The following is a 16,876-nucleotide window of genomic DNA, read 5'->3' as shown; positions in this document are numbered from 1 at the left end:
GGCAGGCGCGCGACCCCGTCGCGTGAAAAAAAGGAAAGCCGCCCGGATACGGGCGGCTTTCCCCTCGAGCCGGCCGCGGCGATCGCCCGGTCAGCGGATGACCGCGATTCGCTGCGCGGACCTGCCCTCCGAGGTGCGCAGCGTCGCGAAATAAAGTCCCGGAGGAACCGGGCGGCCCTCGGCGGTTCCGTCCCACCAGCGCTGGTGATCACCCGGCTCGAGCATGCCCTGTTGCAAGGTGGTCAGACGACGGCCGCTGGCATCCACGATCTCGAGGCGGACGAACTCGGGCCGCGGCAGCCGGAACGCGAGCGTCGTGCCGGTCGGTGTCGGGTTCGGGCTGGGCGCGAACAGCGTGGCGGGCCCGGCCGGAAGGCCCGAGTGAAACGCCGTCGCCATGCCCCAGGTGGTTTCCCGACCGCCCGCGTCCGCGACGCGCAGGCGGTAGTAATACGTGTGCCCGGCTTCGGCGCTGCCGTCGAGCGAGGCCGAAAGACCGTCCCGGGTGTAGATCGCCGCCTCGAGCGCCGTCCACGGTCCGATCTCAGAGGACGCGCGTTCCAGAGTCGTCGTCGCGACGTCGGATCCGTCCGCGAAGCGCCACTGCAGCAGCACGCCTTCCTCGCGGTCCTCCGCGGAGAACGTCGTCAGCGCCGTCGGCACCGCCATCGGCAGCCAGCCGATGTCCACGAAGACGTGCGTCGTCAGGTCCACGTCCGAGCTGAGGCTGGTGTTGATCGCCGGCTCCATGAGCGCGTTCGGCAGGGTGCTGACGTCGAAGTGCGAGACGGACGAGCCGCCCTGGTAGGGATTGGGCGCGTACATCAGCGGGCGTTGCGAGCCGTCGGCCCCCGCGTAGAGCACCGGGTCGGCGGCGATCTTGACGTTCAGTCCGCCCGAAATCGCGTTCTTGAGCGCGATGCCGTCCGCCAGCGTCACGCTGATCACCGGAATCGTGATGCCCGGGGCGCTGCCGCCCGGGTTCAGGATTCCCGCCGTGTTGTTGACGATGATGAGCGCCGTCGCCCCGGCGTTCTGCGCGTTCTGCGCCTTGGTGGCGAAGCCGCACACACCGCGATCCACGATTGCGATGTTGCCCGAGACGGCGGCGCCGTTGACGAGCGGCGAGCAGCCGTCGTTGACGGGCGAGGAGCCGTCCACCACCAGCACCACGTTGCCGGTCACGCCGCCGCTCGTGAGCGGGGCGCTGAACTCGGCGATGCCGAGCGAGTCCACCCCGGGCACGACGGGCGTGTTGATCGTCAGCTGCGGCCGCCGCGCCAGCGGCCGGTGCGTGACGCCGTAGCGCCCGGCCGCGCCGCTCCACGAGAGCCGGTCGCCGCTGATGGCGTTCGCCTGCCGGTTCGCGTTCGACTCGGCCGGATTCGCCCACACCCGGCCGGTCGTCGAGTCGTAGAGGAAGTGATCCCAGACGCCCGGAAAGCCGCTGTTGAACGCGCCGGAAGCGCCGTTGGTCGTGGTGCTGAAGCCGAGCCCGTGCGCCAGCTCGTGCAGCACGACCGGCAGCAGTTCGACCTGCGAGCCTTCGTTGCCGTCGAAGCCGTAGTACCAGGTGTTGCCGCCGAGACAGTTGGGGTCGCCGTCCAGCTCCGAGTTGAAGCGCGCGTTGATCTCGCCGTCGCCCCCCGTCACGAATCTCGTCCCCGCGAGCTTCTCGCCGAGCGCGATGTGGTACCAGGTTCCCGCGAACGGGTAGGCGGGATCGTCCCGGTCCAGGTACTTCGGACCGGCGCTGCCGAGGACCGCGCTGGTCGGAGTGCACGTCAGCGAATCGAAGTTGGCGTTGACGTAGATCGTGTCGGGGTTCATCAGGATCAGGCCCCAGATGTCCGCCGCGTGCTGGAAGACGTTCAGCCGCTGCTGGCCCACCGTGGTGCCCGAGTTGCCGCCGACGGGAGCCGCCGGCGTCAAGGCGTTGAAGCCCTCGCCCGGGCTGTCGAGGTTCTTGATGACGATCTTGCCCGGAAGCGCATGGGCGAGCGGGGCGGCGGCGAGCAGGGCGACGCCGAGAAGCGCGAGCGTGAGTCGCGGTCGGAGCATGTCAGCGCTCCTCCCCGACCGGCGCCGGAATGAAGGGGAGCAGGGCGGGCAGTCGCTGCCCATCCTGGACGCACAGCACCCGGCGGTTGCCGAGCGCGTCGATCTGGAGCACGTAGTGCTCCATCATCGTGCCCTTGAGGTCGAGCAGCCACGCGCCGTTGGGCCGCTGAACCGGAATCAGCAGCACGTTCTGGGCGGCGGCGCGCTGGTCGGCGGGCGGAACGAGGTCGCCGATCGGTCCCGTGAGCATCCCGGTTTCCGGATCCAGGAACGCCATCAGGCCGATGGATCCCGGCGCGGGGGCCGGCGTGGAAGGCCGGGCCGGCGCGGCGGACTGCTCCGGCTTCGTGGCGCCGGCGGACGGCCGCGTCGCATGGCGCGCGGCCCTCGCGGGCCCGTGCGCCGGGTTCGGCGTAGAAGCGGGCGCGGCGGTGGCGAACAACACCAGCATCGCCGAGCCGGTGAAGGCCGCCCATCCGTGGCGGATTCCCGGTCGAATCGTCATCTCGGACTCCCTTCCCTGGGTTTTCCGTGTCCGGCCTGCCCGCGGACCACTTCGCCAGCCAACGCCTCCATGGCGTGCACGGCCGGTACTGTGCCCCCGTCGGGCACGTCGGCGCCTTCACGACGCGACCACGATACGGGGCCCGCGATCTCGGGGCGCGCCCACGGATTCGGCTACGCGTCGCAAGCGTCCTTCGGCAGGCAAGGCTGACGCCCCTGTCTCGAACGCGGGGCCATCATGTCGAAAGTCCGGCGGGGCGCAAGGGAAAAATATCCGCCTTCCCGGCGCGCGCGGACCTCCGGCCGGGGGTAGAGTGCAGCCGCGGGTTTCGCCGCCGAGGATTCGACCGCGAGGAACTCATGGCCACGAACGTTCGCAGGGTGCAGTACTTCTACGCGACGGTGCGCGGCGAGCCCGACGAAGCGTTCGCCGTGCTCTCGCACCTCGCCGCCCAGGGCGTGAACCTGCTCGCCCTGAACTCGCTGCCCATCGGCCCCGACAGCACGCAGTTCACGCTCTTCCCCGAGGAGCCCGCCCGCCTCGTCGAGACCTCGCGCGCCGCCGGCCTCGCGCTCGACGGGCCGCACCACGCCCTGCTCGTCCAGGGGGACGACGAACTGGGAATCCTCGCGCGGCTGCACAAGCGGCTTCACCACTCGGGCATCGAGGTGTACGCCTCCAACGCGGTCACCGACGGGCACGGCTACTTCGGCTACGTGCTGTACGTGCGCGCCGCCGACGCCGAGCGCGCCGCCGCGGCGATCGGCGATTGATGCCGGTGTCGGCCGCGGCCGGACGACGAACCGGGGCGGAGTCGGCCGCTGGGTCCGCGCGCCGCGCATCTGCTAGTCTGCGGCGCATGAGAATCCTTCCGATCGCAGTGCTCGTCGCCGCGCTGGGACTTGTCCCGCCGGCCCTCGCGGCCGGCAAGGCCGCCGCCGGCAGGACGCCTCAGGCCGGGTCCGTCCTGCCGTGGATCGCCAACAACTACGCGGACGCCGTCTCGCTCGCGCGGGCCCGTCACGTGCCGCTGTTCGTCGAGGCCTGGGCGCCCTGGTGCCACACCTGCCGCTCGATGCGAGCCTTCGTCCTCAACGACGCCTCGCTCGCCCGGCACGCGAAACGATTCGTGTGGCTGGACGTGGACACCGAGGATCCGCGGAACTCCGCGTTCCGCAAGCGCTATCCCATCGAGGCGATCCCCTCCTTCTACGTCATCGACCCCGACGACCAGGTCGCGAAGGTGCGCTGGATCGGCGGGCTGACGCTGACCCAGCTGAACGCGCTGCTCGACGACGCGAGCAGCGGCGCCTACTCCTCGCGCGCGATGCTCGACCGGGTCGCGGTCGCCGACAGCCTGTTCGGATCGGGAGACAACGCCGCGGCCGCGAAGGCCTACCAGCAACTGCTCGAGTCCGCGAAGCCGGACTGGAAGGGCTACCCGCGGGCGGTCGAGTCGCTGATGTTCTCGCTGCTCCAGACCCGCCAGAACCTCGAGGCCGTCGCCGTCGCCCGTTCGGCGCTGCCCCGCCTCGGCCGCACCCCTTCGGCGCTGAGTGTCTCGGCGAGCGGGCTGAACGCCTCGTACAACCTGCCCGACTCGCTGCCGGAGCGGGCGGCCGCGATCTCCGAGTTCGAGGCCTCGACCCGCTCCCTGGTCACGGACACGACGTTCCATGCCGCGGCCGACGACCGTTCGGGAGCATGGATCGAGCTGCTCTCCGCGCGTGAGGCGCTGCAGGACAGCGCGGGCGCACACGCCGTGGCCGGCGAATGGTCCGCGTTCCTGGACCGGTCGGCGGCCGCGGCGGTCTCCCCCGACCAGCGGATGGTGTTCGATTCGCACCGTCTGTCGGCGTACCTCGAGCTGGGCCAGCCCGAGCGGGCCGTGCCCATGCTGGAGCAGTCGGAGCGCGATCGTCCGGACGACTACAACCCCCCGGCGCGACTGGCGATGGCGTATCTGGCGATGAAGCACTACGACGACGCGCTCGCCGCTTCGAACCGGGCGATGCTCAAGGCCTACGGTCCGCGCAAGCTGCTGCTGTATTCGACGCGCGCCGAGATCTACGAAGGCAAGGGCGACATTCCCTCGGCGCGGCGCACCATCGAGGGCGCGATCGCCTACCTCGAGACGCTTCCCGAGGAGCAGCGCACCGAGGGGCGCATGGCGAACCTCAAGCGTCAGCTCGCGGCGTTGCCGGCGGCACCCTAGACGAAGCCCGGAGTCGCTCGCGGGTCCCGCGTGAACGCGCGGGACCCGCGAGCAATTTCGGGTCCCGGCTCCAGCTCCCGGGGCGGCGGATCCGGGGCCATGCGCCGGACGGCTTCTAGGGCGTGACCTCGAAAGCCATCAGGGACTCAACCCGCGTGGGTGCGAGGCGCTCCCGGCCGCCCAGTCCGCGCAGCTCGATGGCGAACATCGTGACGCTGACGCGGGCGCCGAGCTGCTCCACGAGTCCGACCGTCGCCTGCGCGGTGCCGCCGGTCGCGAGCAGGTCGTCCACCACCACCACGTTCCACCCGCGCCGCAGGGCGTCGGCGTGCAGCTCGAGCGTGTCCTCGCCGTACTCGAGCGAGTAAACCTGCCGCACCGTCTTGCCCGGGAGCTTGCCGAACTTGCGCGCCGTCACGAACGGGACGTGCCAGGCATGCGCCATCGGCGCTCCGAAGATGAAGCCACGCGACTCGATTCCGACCACGGCGTCCGGCTTCGCGGCCCGCGACATCAACTGGCGCAGCGATTCGGCGAAGGCGTCGGGCGCGGCGAGCAGCGGCATGATGTCCTTGAACAGGACGCCCTTCCGCGGAAAGTCCGGCACGTCGCGGATGTAGCTTTTCAGGTCCATGGCCTACTCCGGGTGGAGGCGTCGAAACGAGGCGGACTGTAGCCGTTCCCCGCTCGCGCGCGAAAGACGAAGCACGCCGAAAACGTCCGTCAGCCGATCCCGAAGTCCCTGTGCCGCGCAGGGCCATCGCTCCAGCATTCGTCCACCGCTTCCACGCGGGCGTGGGACGGCCCCCTGCGCAGATCGGAGAGCAGGGCCTCGAGGCCGCCGGCGCTCCCCTCCGCCTCCACTTCGACCGTGCCGTCGGACAGGTTGCGCACCCTTCCCGCGAGGCCCAGCTCCTGGGCGCGGCGCACGACGAAGGCGCGGAAGCCGACGCCCTGGACCCGCCCGCGAACTCGTGCACGGAGCCTCTTCACCCCGCCAGTCTCCCTTCGACCGGGGAATGCCTGCAAGCCGGCCGCCCCTGCGCGACCGTTCACGAAAAAAGCCCGACCCGTCCGGGTGGACGGGTCGGGCGAAGAATGGTCGGGGCGAGAGGATTTGAACCTCCGACCCCCTGGTCCCGAACCAGGTGCTCTACCAGGCTGAGCCACGCCCCGACGAATTTCTATTCAGTTGTGGTGCGGATCGTCCCGCCACGCGTCCTGCCCGATGAGGGGTACGAAACGGCACTCGTCGTGCCGCTCGTGCAGGAAGCGGCCCCCCCGGCGACGCCAGACCTCGAGGTGCTGCCGACCGGCGCTTCCGACGGGAATCACCAGCACGCCCCCCTCGTCCAACTGCTCGAGAAGACCTCGGGGGACATGGGGCGCCGCCGCAGCGCCGAGCACCCTAGCATAGGGTCCGCACTCCCGCCAGCCCAGCGAACCATCGCCGAGTCGGAAGGAGACATTCGCGATTCCAAGCGCCGAGAGCCGCCCGCGCGCCGCTTCGAGCAAGGGCGCGAGCCGCTCCATCGTGCAGACCCGTCCCGACGCTTCGACGAGAAGCGAGATCAGCGCGGTCTGGTAACCGGTCCCCGTGCCGACTTCCAGCGCCCTCTGGCCCGGCTCGAGCTCGGCCAGTTCCAGCATCCTGGCGACGATCCAGGGCTGCGAGATGGATTGCCCCGCGATCGTCGGCAACGCGCCGTCGGCGTAGGCCTTCGTCTCCCACCGCGGTTCGACGAACCGATGGCGCGGCACCCGTCGCATGGCCTCGAGCACGCGTGCGTCCCGGATGCCACGGGCCAGCAGTTGCTCGTCCACCATCCGCGACCTCGCCTCCGCGTACTCGTCGTGCGGATCGACGGGAGGTCCGTTCACGGGGTCAGTGACCAGCCGCCCATTCGATCGATGGCATCGCCGTCGGTGCGATCGAGCCGCATCGGGGTGACGGAGACATGGCCATGGTGCACGGCGTGGTAATCCGTGCCCGGCTCGGGCTTCCACTGCGGGTCCTCCCCGCCGATCCAGTAATAATCCTTGCCCCTCGGGTCCACCTTCCTGACCAGCGTGTCGTGGTAGACCCGGGTGCCGAGCCGGGTGAGCAGCACTCCGCGCACCTCGGAGGCGGGCAGGCCTGGAAAGTTCACGTTGAGCAGCATACGAGGCGGCACGTCCTGCGCGAGCACCTGCCGCAAGATCCGGCCGAGGCACGCGGCCGGCTCGGTGAAGTCGCTGGGCCTGCGCGTCGCCAGCGACGCGGCGATCGCGGGGACGCCCTGCATCACGCCTTCGAGGGCGGCCGCCACGGTGCCGGAGTAATAGACGTCCTCGCCCATGTTCGGGCCCTGGTTGATGCCGGAGATTACGAAATCCGGGCGCTCCACGAGCATGCCGTGGAACGCGATCAGCACGCAGTCGGTGGGCGTGCCGTCCACGCAGTAGACGTCCGGCTCGAACTCCTGGATCCGCAGCGGGCGGTGCAGCGTGAGCGACTGCGAGGTCGCGCTCTGGTTGCGGTCCGGCGCGATGATGGTCACCTTGCCGAACGGCCGGAGGTGTTCGCGCAGCTGCTTCAGTGCCGGGGATGCGATGCCGTCGTCGTTCGTCACCAGGATGTGCATCAACGTCTCCTCCCCGACGCCAACCGCTCGAAAGATAGTCGAAGCATCATGCCGACGATGCGCGGGACGTCCCGCGTGAGGCTGAGGTGGCTGGTCTCGTCGCCGTAGACCGTCGGGATCTCGACTTCGCCGACCCGGAATCCCCGCTGCGCCGCCCGCACCGCCATTTCGGTCTCGACCTCGTAGCGACTCGCGCGAACCGGCGTGCGCTCGATCACTTCACGGCGATAGAGCCGGTAGCCGCACTGACTGTCGCGGATGGGCTGGCCGGCGATGGCACTGCACCATCCGCTGCTGAACCGGTTGGCGAAACGGCGAAGCGGCGGCATGTCGGACGAGATCGCCCGGCGGCCCAGGACGAGGTCCGCGCCGTCCTCGGCCGCGGCGACGAACGCGGGCAGGCACCCGGGCGGGTGCTGGCCGTCGGCGTCGAGCGTCACCACGGCGTCGAACTCGCGCAACCGCTGGAACCCGGCGAGCAGCGCGTGGCCCTTGCCCCGGTTCGCCGCGAAAGCGTGCACCTGCGCACCGAACTGCCGCGCGACCTCGGAAGTCGCGTCGCGCGAGCCGTCGTCCACCACGAGGACATGCGGACGAATGGGGAGCGCCGCCAGTCCGAGCAGCACTTCGCCCAGGTGGGCCGCGGCCTGGTAGGCCGGGACGAGCGCCGCGACCCTCAGCGACACGGCGGGCCTCCGCGGCGTGCGACGCTCACGCCAGTCCCCCCGGAAGCGGCTCGAACGCGGCCCACTGGTCGGGCCAGCGTTCGAGCCAGCGGCGCATCGTCCGGCGGAACTGGCCGTCGCGGCATTCCCCCGCCTCGATCGGCGCCTCGACGACGAGCCGATGGCCGCCGCCCGGCTCGAGGACGAGGATCGCGGGCAGGAGCAGGGCGCCGGTTCGCCGGGCGAGCGCCGCCGCCCACGCGCACACGGAGCCGCTCCCGGTTCCCGAAGTGCCGCGGTCCGCCATGAGCGCCACCCATTCCGCTCGCCTCAGCGCGCCGCTGGCCGACGAGAGGAGGGTTCCCGCGGGCAGGAGGCCGACGCCCGCGGCGGCGCGGCGTGCGGAGAACAACGCCTCCAGGCGGGCGTGCCGCTGCGGGCGCGCGGCGAGATGGATCGGGATGCCCAGCGCCGCCAGTTCGGCCGCTCCGCGTTCCCAATTGCCGAGGTGCGCCGACAGGACGATCACCCCGCGGCCGCTGGAGCGCGCCGCGGCGAGATTCCGCGCGCCCACGACGCGCAGGCGTCCCGGCCGGCGACCGTGGCCCAGGAAGGTGGCGAAGGACCGGGCGAAGTTCTCGAACGCGCGTCGTGCGAGCCGCGCCCGGCGCGCGCGCGGCAACGAGGGCAGCAGGCGCGCGAGATTCGCCTCGAGCGCCGCCCTCGCCGGCACCCGGCAGTCGAAGGCGAGGCGTGCCGTCGCGACGGCGAGACCCTCGGACAGCGGATTCGGCAGCAGGCGCGCCAGCGAGGCGGCCAGGCGAAAGCCCAGGACGGTGAACATGCGGGCGGGAGCTCGAAAGATGTGGTCGGGGCGACTGGATTCGAACCAGCGACCCCCTGCACCCCATGCAGGTGCGCTACCGGGCTGCGCTACGCCCCGACCGTGAGCCTCGAGGGAAAAGCGGCGGGCAATGTACCGGCACCGGCGGCGTTTCGCAACAGGGCGCGACGAGGATGGGATCGGCGCCTTCAGCGCGTCCCGCTCCCCTGGAGCTCGCCTCCGCGCGTGCGCAGGCGCGTGACCAGATCGCGCAGGCCCTCCTTCACCTCGAACAGCAGCATGCGGCGCTCGGCTTCGGCGAACTCCAGCTCCCCCTGCGGGGATTCCTCGCGTCGTTCGGCCAGCAGCGTGCGACGCGCGCCCGCGATCGTGAATCGCTTGCCGTAGAGCAGTTCGCGAATGCGCAGCAGCAGCTTCACCTCGTCGGGCCGGTACATGCGGTTGCCCGCGCGGTTCTTCTTCGGCCGCAGCATGCTGAACTGGGTCTCCCAGTAGCGCAGCACGTGCGGCTTCACGTCCAGCATCTCGCTCACTTCGCTGATCGAACGGTACAGCTTGCTGTCGGCGTCGGTTTCCGGCCTGCGGACACCCACGGTCGCCTCCTCGCCCGGCGCGCTCAGTTCTCGCGCTTCAGGTCCCGCGTCATCAGTGCCAGCATCGCTTCCCGGGGCTCCCGGCCCTCGAGGAGGATGGCGCACACCTGCTCCGTGATCGGCATCTCCACGCCGTGCCGCCTACCCAGGTCCCGCGCGGCACGAGCCGTGGTCACTCCTTCGGCCACCATCACCATGGCCCCCAGCACCTGCTCCAGAGTTTCGCCCTTCCCCAGCCGCTCGCCGACGTGCCGGTTGCGGCTGTGGCGGCTCATCGCGGTGGCGATGAGATCTCCCATGCCCGTCAGGCCGAAGAACGTTTCGCGCTTGCCGCCCAGGGCGACCCCGAGCCGGCTGATCTCGGCGAGTCCCCGCGTCAGCAGGGCGCCCTTCGTGTTGTCTCCGTATCCGAGTCCGTCACAGATCCCGGCCGCGATGGCGATCACGTTCTTGAGCGCGCCGCCGTACTCACAGCCCGTCACGTCGTCGTTCGTGTACACCCGCAGTCGCTGCGAGGAGCAAAGCACCTGAACCGCCTTCGCCCGCGCCTCGTCGGCGCATGCCGCCACGATCGAGGTCGGGATGCCCGTCGCCACTTCCTCGGCGTGACTGGGGCCCGTGAAGGCGACCGGCGCCCCATCGCCCAGCGTCTCCGAGAGCACGACGGACAGACGCTGCAGCGTGCCCAGTTCGAGCCCCTTGCTCGCGCACACGGCCACGCCGCCCGCGACACGTTCGCGAACCGCGGCCGCGACCTCGCGCGTCGCCTGCGAAGGCACGACGAAGAAGTGGAAGTCGGAGCCCTCGAGCGCCCGATCCAGCTCCGGTTGCACCTTAATGCCGGACGGCAGCGGGATGCCAGAGAGAAACTTACGATTCTCGCGGTCCCGATCGAGCGCGACCAGTTCGCCCCGATCGTTGCCCCAGATCCGAACTTCGTGTCCGAGGTTCGCGAGGTGAATGGCGAGCGTCGTGCCCCACGAGCCCGCGCCGAGCACCGCGACCGAACTCAAGAGCGCCCCCGCGTGAATTGGAATCGCCGTTCCTCGCCCTTCGCGAGCCGGGCGATGTTGTCCTTGTGCCGCGCGATCACCAGCAGAGCGAGCAGCGCGCCCACGGCGAACGTCGGGCTGGCGGGGCCGGCGGGAAGAAAGCGCGCCAGGGCGATGGCGAAAGCCACCGCGCCCAGCATCGAGCCCAGCGAAACGTACCGGGTCAGCAGCAGCGTGGCCAGGAACACCGCCGCGAACACGCCGAACGAGGGAGGTGAAAGCGCCAGCGCCACCCCGGCCGAGGTCGCCACGCCCTTGCCGCCGCGAAAGCCCGCGAGGAAGGTCCAGACGTGGCCGGCGACCGCGGCGAACGCCGCCGCGATGGCGCACCACTCGGGCCCGCCCGGGAAGGCCGCGCCGAGCGGCGAGTGCGGCAGCAGCCCGACCGGCAGGGCGCCCTTGGCCATGTCGAGGACGAGCGTGGCGATGCCGATCGGCGCCCCGAGGGAGCGGTACACGTTGGTCGCGCCGAGATTCCCCGAGCCGAGCGTGCGCACGTCCACGCCACGCAGCCAGCGCCCGAGCCACAACCCGAAGGGCAGCGAACCCGCCCCGTAGGCGATCAGCAACGCCGCGGTCAGCGCGAGGATCGGGTTCACGTTACTCGCTCTTCTTCACCTTGAACCGCAGCGGCGTCCCGCGAAAACCGAAGTGCTCCACGAACTGCCCCCACAGGTAGCGCCGATAGTTCTCGTTCAGGCGCGAGGGTGCGTTCACGAACAGCGTGAAGGTCGGCGGTCCCGACCCCGTCTGCGTCAGGTAGTAGATCTTCGGGCTGCGGCCCGAGGCGTTGCTGGGAACCTGCCGGCGCTTCTGCACCAGCGCCAGCCACTCGTTGAGCTGCGCCGTCGGGATCCGCCGGTTGTTCTCCTCGGCCCGCTGCGCAATGTACTCCGGCAGGCGTGCGAGATGGATTCTTTCCGTCGCCGAAACCGGGTGCGCCGGCAGGTCGGCCAGGGTCGGGAACCGCCGTGCCCGGTCGGCGGACAGGTCCTTCCATGCCTGCTCGCGGCCTTCGAGCAGGTCCCACTTGTTGTACAGGACCAGCAGCGAACAGCCCGCGTCGAGCGCGTGGTGCGCGAGCCGCGCCTCCTGCTTCTGGAAGCCCTCGACGGCGTCCACGACGAGGCACGCCACGTCGGCGCGTTCGAGCGCGTTGAGCGCCCGCATGGTGGCGTAGAACTCCGCCTGATCCTCGAACAGGGACTGCCGCCGGATACCGGCGGTGTCCACGAGCGTGAAGCGGCCGTGCGGCGTCACCCAGTCGGTGTCGATGGCGTCCACGGTCGTGCCGGCGGTGGACTCGACCAGCACGCGTTCCTCGCCGAGCAGCGCGTTCACGATGGACGACTTGCCGACGTTGGGCCGGCCGACGATCGCGACCCGCGCCTGCGGCTGCTCCTCCGCGCTCCGCTCGGCCGGCAGCAGGGCGAGAACCGCGTCGAGAAGATCGCCGATTCCGAGCCCGCCCTCGGCCGCGACCGGCAGCGGCTCGCCCAGGCCCAGTCGGTGGAAGTCGTGCACGATCGCGTCGCCGGCGACGTCCACCTTGTTCACGACGAGCAGGGCGCGCGCGTTCGTCCGGCGCAACTGCGTCGCGATCGCCTGGTCGAGGTCGGTGACGCCCGTGTGCGCGTCCACCAGGAAGATCACCGCGTGCGCAAGGCCGATCGCCGCCTCCGCCTGTCGCCGGACCTCCGCGTCGCGTCCCTCCGAGGCGGTGGGCAGAAAGCCGCCGGTGTCCACCAGCACGAACGAGCGGCCGCTCCACTCCGCGCGCACCGCGTTGCGGTCCCGCGTCACACCGGGGCGGTCGTGCACGACCGCCCGGCGCTCCCCGATGATGCGGTTGAAGAGCGTGGACTTGCCGACGTTCGGCCGGCCGATGATGGCGACGACGGGAGCGGACATGATTCGGAACCGGGTTCATGGAAAGGGCGCGCCGCCCCGCAGGGCCGGCGCGCCGCGCGTGCCGCAACTACTGGAGCGGGCAACGGGGTTCGAACCCGCGACCTCAAGCTTGGGAAGCTCGCGCTCTACCAACTGAGCTATGCCCGCGTGTCCGTCGGGTGGCCTGGCAACCGCGCAAGCTACGGGAGCCCTCGTCGGGGTGTCAACCGCAGCGCGGTGAGCGCCTCGGCGAGCGCCGTTCGATCCCAGACCGCCCGCGCCGGGAGCCGGGCGGCCTCGAGCTGATGCCGGAACCAGGTGCGCTGGCGCTTGGCCAGTTGCCTCGTGCGCAGGTTCGTCCGCGCCTCGGCGGCCGCGCGATCGAGGCGGCCGGCGAGCAGTTCCAGCGCCTCGTCGTAGCCGATCGCGCGCAGGGCGCGCAACGCCTCGCCACGACCGCGGGCTTCGAGCCCGCGTGTTTCCTCGACCAGCCCCTGTTCGAACATCGCCGCGGTGCGGCGCTCGATGCGCCCGCCGAGAAGGCGCGCTTCGCAGGTCAGCTCGAGCACTCGAGCGTCGGCGTTCAGGGCCTCCCGGGAGGCCTCCGCATGCCAGTCGGACAACGCGCGTCCGCTGGCCTCGAACACTTCCAGCGCGCGCGTGACGCGTTGGCGGTCACGCGGGGCGATCCGGGCCGCGCTCGCCGGATCCACGCGCACGAGCCGCGCGTGCAGGACCTCGGGCCCGGCGCGCTCCAGTTCCGCCCGCAATCGCTCGCGCACCCCGGGGTCGTGCGGCGGCTCGGGATGCAGACCCTCGAGCAGCGCGCGCAGGTACAGCCCCGAGCCACCCACCAGCACCGGAAGGACGCCGCTCGCGAACAGCCGCTCGCAGGTCTCGCGGGCCGCGCGCGCGTACCACCCGGCGCTCGGCCGCTGCTCGAGCCGCAGGGCGTCGAACAGGTGGTGCGGCGCGGCCGCGCGCTCGGCCGGCGTGGGCTTGCCCGTCCCCAGCTCCAGCTCGCCGAACACCTGCCTCGCGTCGGCGCACACGATCTCGCCGCCCAGCGCCCGCGCCAGCGCCTCGCCGAGTTCGCTCTTGCCCGTCGCCGTGGCGCCGACCACGGCGACCAGCGTGCGCTGCGAAGCGCTCACGACCTGCCGAAACGACGATGGAGATCCTCCAGTTCCATCCGCACGAACGTCGGGCGGCCGTGCGGGTCGCCGTGCGGCCGCTCCGTGGCGAACAGCTGGTCCACCAGGGAGCGCATGTCCTCGACCGAGAGCGGATCCCCCGCCTTGATCGCCGCATGGCACGCGTGCGAGCGGGCGAGCCGTTCGATGAGATCGTCCTGCGCCAGCGCCGGTCCGCCGTGATGCTGGTGCGGAAGCGCGCCGTCGGCGACGCCGTCGAGCAGATCCTGCAGAAGCAGCCCGGGATGTTCGATCCGCAGCCCCGCGGGGACGCCCTGGATGACGACCGAAGGGGGCCCGAGCGGCGAGAGATCCCAGCCGAGAAGACGCAACTGCTCGCCGGACTCGAGCAGCATCTCGAATTGCGCGTGCGTCAGGTCCACGAGCGCCGGGAACAGCAGCCGCTGCGCGGCGCCCTCGCGGCCCTCGAGCTTCGCGCGCGCCAGTTCGTAGAGAATGCGTTCGTGGGCCGCGTGCTGATCGATGATGACGAGTCCGCCACGGACCGGCGCGAGAATGTACGTGCGGTGGAGCTGCCAGAGTTCGGGCTCGGGAGCCCCGGCCGCCGCGGGTCCGTTCGCGGAGGCGGCCGCGGCCGCGGCGGCCTCCCCCGCCGGCAGGCCGAGCCCGAGCTGGGACTCGTCGGCGGGCGGCGTCTCCCGCACGCGCTCCGCCCAGGCCGGCTGCGGCGTCTCGGAGCCGCGACCGGCCACGACCGTGAAGGGCGGATACAGCTTCGAGAGCGGCTGGGCGCAGGTCGCGGCCACGAGCGAGAAGACCGCGTCGTCGTCCGCGAAGCGCACTTCGCGCTTGGTCGGGTGGACGTTCACGTCGAGCCGCTCCGCCGGAACCTCCACCCACAGGATGGCGCCGGGAAATCGGCCTCCGGGCAGCAGGTTCCCGTAGGCGTGCCGGAGCGCCTGGGAAAGCGCCGCGTTCTGGATCCAGCGCCCGTTGACGAGGAACACCTGGCCCTCGCGGGTCGAGCGGGCATGCTCGGGCAGACCCAGCAGCGCGTACACCGAGACTCCCGCACGCTCGCCGTGCGCCTCGACGAGCTGCTCCGCGTGCCGGGCGCCCCAGATCTGCGCCGCCCGCTCGCGCCGGCTGCCCACCGCGCCCCACTCGAAGCGCTCCTTGCCGTCCACCAGCATGCGCAGGCCGACGTCCGGACGCGCCAGCGCGTAACCCTCGATCATCCGCAGCGCGGCACGCAACTCGCCGCCGGCGGTGTTGAGGAACTTGCGCCTTGCAGGCGTGTTGAAGAACAGGTCCCGGACTTCGACCGTCGTGCCGGGCGAGCGTGCGATCGCGCCGCGACCCGTCACCCGCCCTCCCTCGACCTCGACGAACGCGGCTGCTTCGGCGTCGGGGAGACGCGAGACCAGGCGCAGCCGGCTGACCGCGGCGATGCTCGGAAGCGCCTCGCCGCGGAATCCCAGCGTCGCGAGCCGGTCGAGGTCCTCGATCGTCCCCAGCTTGCTGGTCGCATGCCGCTCGAGCGCCAGTTCGAGTTCGGCCGGGGCGATGCCCGCGCCGTCGTCGGCCACGACGAACCCGCGGTCCAGAGATCCTTCGACGCGGACCTCGATGCGGCGTCCGCCCGCGTCGAGCGCGTTCTCGAGCACCTCCTTCAGTGCCGAGAGAGGCCGTTCGATGACCTCGCCCGCGGCGATGCGCGAAGCCGTGGACTCGGGAAGCCGGCGAATGGGGCGAAGCACGCGTCCTCCAGTGGAAGGCGCGGACAGTGCCCCGCCCCGCCGGGCAGGGTCAAGCGGGGCCGCTCACCGTGAAGGGCGTGTCTCGAGTGGTCCGGCTCAGCGCCGGGTGAGCCAGGCGCCGGCGGCGGCGAGAAACGCCTCGGCGTCCTCGGGTCCGGCCATCGCGACGTGCTGGTCCACGAGCGCGGGCGCCGGAGGAGCCGCGCCGGAATCGCGCCAGGCGGTGTCCCACAGCGCCAGCAATCGCCGGCGCAGGTAGACGAAGCCTTCGGCGGGTCCGGCGTTCAGCATCAGCACGCTGCCCGCGGCCGGCCGGCAGATGCAGTCCGTGTCGCGAATCTGGCCGGGAAGCCAGCCACACAGCGACTCGACCGCGACTGGAGCGTCCGGGAAGTCCAGGCGGTGCAGCTCGAATCGCATCCGGTCGTGCCGATTCCGTTCCAGCGCGAGCTCGATCCGCGCGCCGAACTCCTCGACCTCGAGCCAGCCGGAGGAGCGCAGGGGCGTGAACGGGAAGGACGCGCCGGCCCGCTCCCGGTCCTGCTCGTCCCACGAGGAGCGCAGCTCGTCCACCATCTTCTGCCACTCGGCCCAACCCGCGCCGGGATCGAGGGACGCCGCCGCGAGCACCCCCCGTCGCTGGGACGTGCGGAACGGCCACGCGCCCCAGGCCTTTCCGAGGCCGGGCTCGGACAGTCGCGTGATGACCTGCGGGGTCCCCATCTCGTTGGCCAGGTCCACCAATCCGCGCAGCAATTTGTCCTCGGGCCCGACCTGGGCGAGCAGCTGCAACGAAGCGCTGTCCCCCGCGTGCAGCTCGGCGGTGCCCGCGCCGGAGCGATGCACCAGTTCCTTGAGGGCTTCCTCGAGGTGAAGCCGCGCCTCGTGCGAGGGGAAATCCTCGAAGCTCGTGATCAGGATGCGCGGCGGGCTCGCGGGCGCGACGGGCTGGGGCGACACCGGCGCGTCGGCACCCAGGTCCGGAAGCGCCTGTTCGACGAGCGCGTCGAAATCACCGCCGCCGAGCGAGTGCTCGAGCGCCGCCGCGTGCAGCGCCAGCGGCGCCTCGATCGCGGTCGGCTGCTCGGCCACCTCGGGCTTGCCGCGCAGGAACTCCTGCGGCGTCTGGCAGGGGGTCCCGAGCGCGAGCAGCAGGCTCTCGAGCTGCGAACGTCGCGAACTGCCTTCCCCCACCAGCGCGAGGTCGAAGATTTCGCGCGTCAGGTCGGCGAGGTCGAGCGTGCGGGGCAGGCCGCACATCTCCGCCACCCGCAGCCCGGGGTCCTGCGCGTGGTTGCCGGCCACCAGCCGCACGGCGACGCCCGGCCGCCGGAGCAGTTCCGGAAGCAGGTCGGCATCGCCCCAGTCGAAGTCCACGAGGACGACGCGTTTCGGGTTCGCGTTCACGGTTTCGGTCGAAAGGCTCGCCATGGAATCCGGGTCCGGTGAAGAGGGCGCCACGCACCCTACCATCGGCCGGTCGGCCCCCGGACCTGAGACGCGCGTTTCGCTT

Annotated in this window: 17 protein-coding genes and 3 tRNA genes; 2 read left to right on the top strand and 18 right to left on the bottom strand. The window is 71.3% G+C overall.

The window, feature by feature from the left end:
* Positions 1-90: 90 nt before the first annotated feature.
* Positions 91-2,061 (bottom strand): hypothetical protein, encoded by a 1,971-nt coding sequence (locus IT347_01105; GenBank protein ID MCC6348174.1) that lies wholly within the window; start codon positions 2,059-2,061, stop codon positions 91-93.
* Between the two features lies 1 nt (position 2,062).
* Positions 2,063-2,566, bottom strand: coding sequence for a hypothetical protein (locus tag IT347_01100; protein MCC6348173.1), 504 nt, complete (start codon positions 2,564-2,566; stop codon positions 2,063-2,065).
* 359 nt (positions 2,567-2,925) lie between these two features.
* Here IT347_01100 and IT347_01095 point away from each other — a divergent pair, with 359 nt between their 5' ends.
* Positions 2,926-3,339, top strand: a complete 414-nt coding sequence (locus IT347_01095; protein ID MCC6348172.1) for a hypothetical protein — start codon at positions 2,926-2,928, stop codon at positions 3,337-3,339.
* Positions 3,340-3,425: 86 nt separating this feature from the next.
* The gene (locus tag IT347_01090; GenBank protein ID MCC6348171.1) at positions 3,426-4,781 is read left to right on the top strand and encodes a thioredoxin family protein; all 1,356 of its coding nucleotides are present in this window, start codon (positions 3,426-3,428) and stop codon (positions 4,779-4,781) included.
* Between the two features lie 115 nt (positions 4,782-4,896).
* Here IT347_01090 and IT347_01085 read toward each other — a convergent pair whose 3' ends face one another.
* From IT347_01085 to IT347_01010, 16 genes are all read right to left on the bottom strand, one after another.
* Complete coding sequence (locus tag IT347_01085) at positions 4,897-5,415, bottom strand: adenine phosphoribosyltransferase (protein MCC6348170.1); 519 nt, start codon at positions 5,413-5,415, stop codon at positions 4,897-4,899.
* An 89-nt stretch (positions 5,416-5,504) separates the two neighbouring features.
* A complete protein-coding gene (locus IT347_01080; GenBank protein MCC6348169.1) occupies positions 5,505-5,774 on the bottom strand; it encodes an acylphosphatase in 270 nt (89 codons plus the stop codon).
* A 106-nt stretch (positions 5,775-5,880) separates the two neighbouring features.
* A tRNA-Pro gene (locus tag IT347_01075) sits at positions 5,881-5,957 on the bottom strand.
* 12 nt (positions 5,958-5,969) lie between these two features.
* Complete coding sequence (locus IT347_01070) at positions 5,970-6,608, bottom strand: protein-L-isoaspartate(D-aspartate) O-methyltransferase (protein MCC6348168.1); 639 nt, start codon at positions 6,606-6,608, stop codon at positions 5,970-5,972.
* A 50-nt stretch (positions 6,609-6,658) separates the two neighbouring features.
* A complete protein-coding gene (gene surE, locus IT347_01065) occupies positions 6,659-7,405 on the bottom strand; it encodes a 5'/3'-nucleotidase SurE (GenBank protein ID MCC6348167.1) in 747 nt (248 codons plus the stop codon).
* The gene (locus IT347_01060) at positions 7,405-8,091 is read right to left on the bottom strand and encodes a glycosyltransferase family 2 protein (protein ID MCC6348166.1); all 687 of its coding nucleotides are present in this window, start codon (positions 8,089-8,091) and stop codon (positions 7,405-7,407) included. Before IT347_01060 ends, surE begins: the two co-directional genes overlap by 1 nt.
* Positions 8,092-8,116: 25 nt before the next feature.
* Positions 8,117-8,914 (bottom strand): lysophospholipid acyltransferase family protein, encoded by a 798-nt coding sequence (locus IT347_01055; protein MCC6348165.1) that lies wholly within the window; start codon positions 8,912-8,914, stop codon positions 8,117-8,119.
* Between the two features lie 22 nt (positions 8,915-8,936).
* Positions 8,937-9,013 (bottom strand) — tRNA-Pro (locus IT347_01050).
* Between the two features lie 89 nt (positions 9,014-9,102).
* The gene (locus tag IT347_01045) at positions 9,103-9,438 is read right to left on the bottom strand and encodes a MerR family transcriptional regulator (protein ID MCC6348164.1); all 336 of its coding nucleotides are present in this window, start codon (positions 9,436-9,438) and stop codon (positions 9,103-9,105) included.
* A 92-nt stretch (positions 9,439-9,530) separates the two neighbouring features.
* The gene (locus IT347_01040; GenBank protein MCC6348163.1) at positions 9,531-10,520 is read right to left on the bottom strand and encodes an NAD(P)-dependent glycerol-3-phosphate dehydrogenase; all 990 of its coding nucleotides are present in this window, start codon (positions 10,518-10,520) and stop codon (positions 9,531-9,533) included.
* Positions 10,517-11,140, bottom strand: a complete 624-nt coding sequence (gene plsY, locus IT347_01035; protein ID MCC6348162.1) for a glycerol-3-phosphate 1-O-acyltransferase PlsY — start codon at positions 11,138-11,140, stop codon at positions 10,517-10,519. Before plsY ends, IT347_01040 begins: the two co-directional genes overlap by 4 nt.
* Positions 11,141-11,159: 19 nt before the next feature.
* Positions 11,160-12,470 (bottom strand): ribosome biogenesis GTPase Der, encoded by a 1,311-nt coding sequence (gene der, locus IT347_01030; protein MCC6348161.1) that lies wholly within the window; start codon positions 12,468-12,470, stop codon positions 11,160-11,162.
* A gap of 71 nt (positions 12,471-12,541) precedes the next feature.
* Positions 12,542-12,617 (bottom strand) — tRNA-Gly (locus IT347_01025).
* Between the two features lie 32 nt (positions 12,618-12,649).
* Positions 12,650-13,603: a tRNA (adenosine(37)-N6)-dimethylallyltransferase MiaA gene (gene miaA / locus IT347_01020; GenBank protein MCC6348160.1), complete on the bottom strand. Its 954-nt coding sequence runs from the start codon at positions 13,601-13,603 to the stop codon at positions 12,650-12,652.
* On the bottom strand, positions 13,600-15,363 hold the full coding sequence (mutL, locus tag IT347_01015) for a DNA mismatch repair endonuclease MutL (protein ID MCC6348159.1): 1,764 nt from the start codon (positions 15,361-15,363) through the stop codon (positions 13,600-13,602). The genes miaA and mutL overlap by 4 nt, the downstream gene beginning before the upstream one ends.
* A gap of 96 nt (positions 15,364-15,459) precedes the next feature.
* Entirely contained in the window at positions 15,460-16,794 is a 1,335-nt protein-coding gene (locus tag IT347_01010; protein ID MCC6348158.1) for a hypothetical protein, read from the bottom strand.
* Between the last annotated feature and the right edge of the window lie 82 nt (positions 16,795-16,876).

The sequence above is a fragment of the Candidatus Eisenbacteria bacterium genome, from assembly GCA_020847735.1.
GTDB lineage: Bacteria > Eisenbacteria > RBG-16-71-46 > RBG-16-71-46 > RBG-16-71-46 > CAIXRL01.
This window is presented reverse-complemented; position numbering and strand designations above follow the sequence as displayed.

Bases quoted from the DNA above. Each gene is read 5' to 3' on its own strand.
- IT347_01010 (MCC6348158.1), bottom strand. From the start codon at position 16,794: ATGGCGAGCCTTTCGACCGAAACCGTGAACGCGAACCCGAAACGCGTC.
- der (MCC6348161.1), bottom strand. From the start codon at position 12,470: ATGTCCGCTCCCGTCGTCGCCATCATCGGCCGGCCGAACGTCGGCAAG.
- IT347_01095 (MCC6348172.1), top strand. From the start codon at position 2,926: ATGGCCACGAACGTTCGCAGGGTGCAGTACTTCTACGCGACGGTGCGC.
- IT347_01055 (MCC6348165.1), bottom strand. From the start codon at position 8,914: ATGTTCACCGTCCTGGGCTTTCGCCTGGCCGCCTCGCTGGCGCGCCTG.
- IT347_01100 (MCC6348173.1), bottom strand. From the start codon at position 2,566: ATGACGATTCGACCGGGAATCCGCCACGGATGGGCGGCCTTCACCGGC.
- IT347_01070 (MCC6348168.1), bottom strand. From the start codon at position 6,608: ATGGTGGACGAGCAACTGCTGGCCCGTGGCATCCGGGACGCACGCGTG.
- surE (MCC6348167.1), bottom strand. From the start codon at position 7,405: ATGCACATCCTGGTGACGAACGACGACGGCATCGCATCCCCGGCACTG.
- IT347_01105 (MCC6348174.1), bottom strand. From the start codon at position 2,061: ATGCTCCGACCGCGACTCACGCTCGCGCTTCTCGGCGTCGCCCTGCTC.
- IT347_01045 (MCC6348164.1), bottom strand. From the start codon at position 9,438: ATGCTGGACGTGAAGCCGCACGTGCTGCGCTACTGGGAGACCCAGTTC.
- IT347_01090 (MCC6348171.1), top strand. From the start codon at position 3,426: ATGAGAATCCTTCCGATCGCAGTGCTCGTCGCCGCGCTGGGACTTGTC.
- IT347_01085 (MCC6348170.1), bottom strand. From the start codon at position 5,415: ATGGACCTGAAAAGCTACATCCGCGACGTGCCGGACTTTCCGCGGAAG.